3 protein-coding genes and 1 pseudogene are annotated in these 3278 nt (G+C 63.3%); 2 read left to right on the top strand and 2 right to left on the bottom strand.

Annotation, left to right across the window (positions count from 1 at the left end; translation table 11 throughout):
• Nucleotides 1-31: 31 nt before the first annotated feature.
• Complete coding sequence (locus EN906_RS28160) at nucleotides 32-478, bottom strand: RbsD/FucU domain-containing protein (RefSeq protein ID WP_023808513.1); 447 nt, start codon at nucleotides 476-478, stop codon at nucleotides 32-34.
• The gene (locus EN906_RS28155) at nucleotides 478-1704 is read right to left on the bottom strand and encodes an ROK family transcriptional regulator (RefSeq protein WP_127269999.1); all 1227 of its coding nucleotides are present in this window, start codon (nucleotides 1702-1704) and stop codon (nucleotides 478-480) included. Before EN906_RS28155 ends, EN906_RS28160 begins: the two co-directional genes overlap by 1 nt.
• Before the next feature lie 227 nt (nucleotides 1705-1931).
• Here EN906_RS28155 and EN906_RS28150 point away from each other — a divergent pair, with 227 nt between their 5' ends.
• Both EN906_RS28150 and EN906_RS28145 read left to right on the top strand, forming a co-directional pair.
• Nucleotides 1932-2948, top strand: coding sequence for a sugar ABC transporter substrate-binding protein (locus tag EN906_RS28150; protein ID WP_164748812.1), 1017 nt, complete (start codon nucleotides 1932-1934; stop codon nucleotides 2946-2948).
• 159 nt (nucleotides 2949-3107) lie between these two features.
• Nucleotides 3108-3278: pseudogene (locus tag EN906_RS28145) on the top strand (ABC transporter permease); the annotation flags it as partial.

Raw genomic sequence — 3278 nt, 5'->3', positions numbered from 1 at the left:
ATGTCGATCAGGGCTTCGCCGCAGCAGAGGATCATGGCTTCCTGGTCTCCGGCGGATGGATCACGCCCTTGCGTATGATGATGTTGGCGTAGAGCCGCGGCTCGCTTGTCGCGACGATGGCATGCGCCGATTTGACCCGTGCATAGAAGTCGGCGCCGGCTAGCGCAACCACCTTGCGGCCTGGCGCCCGTTTGGCGCAGATCGCCTCGATCTCATGATGGACGGGATCGGCAAGCGAGGGATCGCCCTTGACCGAGGCGCGAAACAGCGCCTCCGGCACGGCGTCATCGACAGGCAGCACACTCAATATCGCGTCGAGTACGGGGATAAGAGGGTGACCATCGGCGCGCACCAGCCGGGTTGCCTGCTGTTCCGCCGGATAGTTTCCGTCGACAAGGGCGATTTCGTCGCCATGACCCATGCCGCGCAGGATCGCCAGAAGCTCCGGACCGAGCAGCGCCGGAATTCCGATCAGCATCAGGCGCTCCTGGAAATCGTCGTCGAGCCGATCAGGAAGCGTTCGGAAAGTGGCAGGCTGGCGCCGCCGAGCGCCCGGGCATGGATGCCGACGGTTCCCTCGCGAATGGCGGGCAGCTTCAAGCCTTCGCCATCGATCGTGGCGATTGCCGCGATGATGGCGTCGACCAGCCGGCGGCGCACCGCCTTCGGCATCCAGCCGTCGATCACCGCCGCTTCGAAATCGATGATCGAGGATGCGGCGACGATGGCGTAGGCGAGCGCCCTTGAGGCGCTGGCGATCCAGTCGTCAAGCTCGGGTCCGATCTCGCCCCAATCTTCCGGCGAGGTCCACAGATGCGAGGCTTCGGTGCCGCGCGCATTGAGCGCCTTTTCGAGCATGGCGATGGAAGCGACATCGATCAGTTGGGTCGGCTTGCCGTCCGGCCCGGGCACCGGCATGGAGCCGAGCGCTCCGGCATTGCCGGTCGGGCCGCCAAAAAGCCGGCCGTTCAGCACAATGCCGCCGCCGGCAAAGGCGCCGATATAAAAATAGACGAAGTCGCGCGCAGCGCCCGCCTGGCCGAAGACGAGCTCGGCGCCGCAGGCCGACGTGGCATCGTTCTGCAAATAGACCGGAAAATCGCATTGCGCCTGGATGTCGGCCCGGATGTCGCGGTGACGCCATTCGTCCATCACGTCGCGGGGGGCGCCGGCGGTATCGGCCCAGTTCCACAATTCGAACGGCATGGCGATGCCGAGCCCGGCGATGCGCTTGTCTTGCGCGGGCGTCAGCGCACCGCGCATCTGCCGCATGCCGTTGCTGACGAAGTCCACCGTCTCGCGCGGCGCCGGGTAGCGATAGGAATGCTGCAGCATCGAACGGACATGGCCAAGGAAATCTATCAACACCAGTTCGGCGCTGCGGCGGCCGATCTTCAGCCCAATGAAGAAAGCGCCTTCGGGATTGAGCGCCATCGGAATGGAAGGCTGGCCGATCTTGCCGCGCAACGGCGCCTGGCGCAGCAGGAGGCTTTCTTCCTCCAACTCGCGCATGATGACCGAAACCGTCTGCGCCGAAAGGCCGGTCATGCGGGCGATGTCGGATTTTGCCAGGCTGCCGTGCTGGCGCACCAGCGACAGCACCAACCGCTCATTGTGGTCGCGCATGCCGCTCTGGTTGGTGCCGCGGTGAATGAGACTGTCATTCACCTCGGGCGAACCGTGCCTCGCAATGGCCGTTTCCACCCTGTTCCTCCCGTCGTTTCCCCTCAATGCTTTTGGGCCAGAATGGGTGAACGAAGCAAGGCTGTCAATAATAAATAAGAGTGATTTAATTATTGACAGAGGCTTCGTGCTGGTGTCTGTTGAGGCAGCGTCCACGCTGGGAGAATTTCGTTGGACGCGCTGCAGGTGCCGGTTGGCCGGCATCCGGATGGATCCACTGGGAGGAAATCGTGACCAATACAAAACTGTTGAAATCGACCGTGTTTGCCGCCGCGGCTCTGGGGCTGATGGCGTTTGCGTCGTCCGCATCCGCGGCTGGTGTCGGTGCCTGCCTGATCACCAAGACCGACACCAATCCCTTCTTCGTCAAGATGAAGGAAGGCGCGACCGCGAAGGCCAAGGAACTCGGCGTCGACCTCAAGACCTATGCCGGCAAGATCGACGGCGACAGCGAGAGCCAGGTCGCGGCCATCGAGAGCTGCATCGCCGACGGCGCCAAGGGTATCCTGATCACTGCATCCGACACCAAGGGCATCGTGCCGACCGTGAAGAAGGCGCGTGACGCCGGCCTGCTGGTGATCGCGCTCGACACGCCGCTCGATCCGATCGACGCCGCCGACGCGACCTTTGCGACGGACAATCTCGAAGCCGGCAAGCTGATCGGTGCCTGGGCAGCCGCCACGCTCGGCGACAAGGCCAAGGACGCCAAGATCGGCTTCCTCGACCTGACGCCTTCGCAGCCGACTGTCGACGTGCTGCGTGATCAGGGCTTCATGATGGGCTACGGCATCGACGTGAAGGATCCCAACAAGATCGGCGATGAGGACGATCCCCGCATCGTCGGCCACGACGTCACCAACGGCAACGAAGAGGGCGGCCGCAAGGCGATGGAGAACCTCCTGCAGAAGGACAACACCATCAACGTCATCCACACCATCAACGAGCCTGCCGCTGTCGGCGCCTACCAGGCGCTCAAGGCTGTCGGCCTCGAAAGCCAGGTGTTGATCGTTTCCGTCGACGGCGGCTGCCCCGGCGTGAAGTCGGTGGCCGAAGGTGTCATCGGCGCGACGTCGCAGCAATATCCGTTGCAGATGGCAGCACTCGGCATCGAGGCGATCGCTGCTTTCGCCAAGGACGGAACCAAGCCGAAGCCGACCGAAGGCAAGGACTTCTTCGATACCGGCGTCAACCTGGTGACCGACAAGCCGGCCACCGGCGTGAAGTCCATCGACACCAAGGAAGGCCTCGCCAAATGCTGGGGCTGATGCCGGTCTGACAGGCATCTACCGAACCTGGGCGGCTGGGGCTTGATCCCCGGCCGCTTCGGGTGGACGATGGCTCGCGTGACCGCGAACAATCCCGGCGACAGACCGGAAAGGCGTGGACTGGCGTCGGCGTTTGGCTGAAGCCTTCGGGGAGAAAACATGGCTCAAGCTCAGGAATTCGAGAAAGTTCTTTCGAGCAGCGACACAAGCGTTGCCGCTTTCGACGAGCACAAATCGGCCGTCAAGCGCATCCAGCATTTCCTGCATTCGACGCCGGCCGCAGTGCCGCTGATCGTCCTGGTTCTGGCGATCATCGTTTTCGGCATCACC

Origin of the sequence: Mesorhizobium sp. M7A.F.Ca.CA.004.06.1.1 (assembly GCF_003999135.1) — a bacterium.
GTDB lineage: Bacteria > Pseudomonadota > Alphaproteobacteria > Rhizobiales > Rhizobiaceae > Mesorhizobium.
This window is presented reverse-complemented; position numbering and strand designations above follow the sequence as displayed.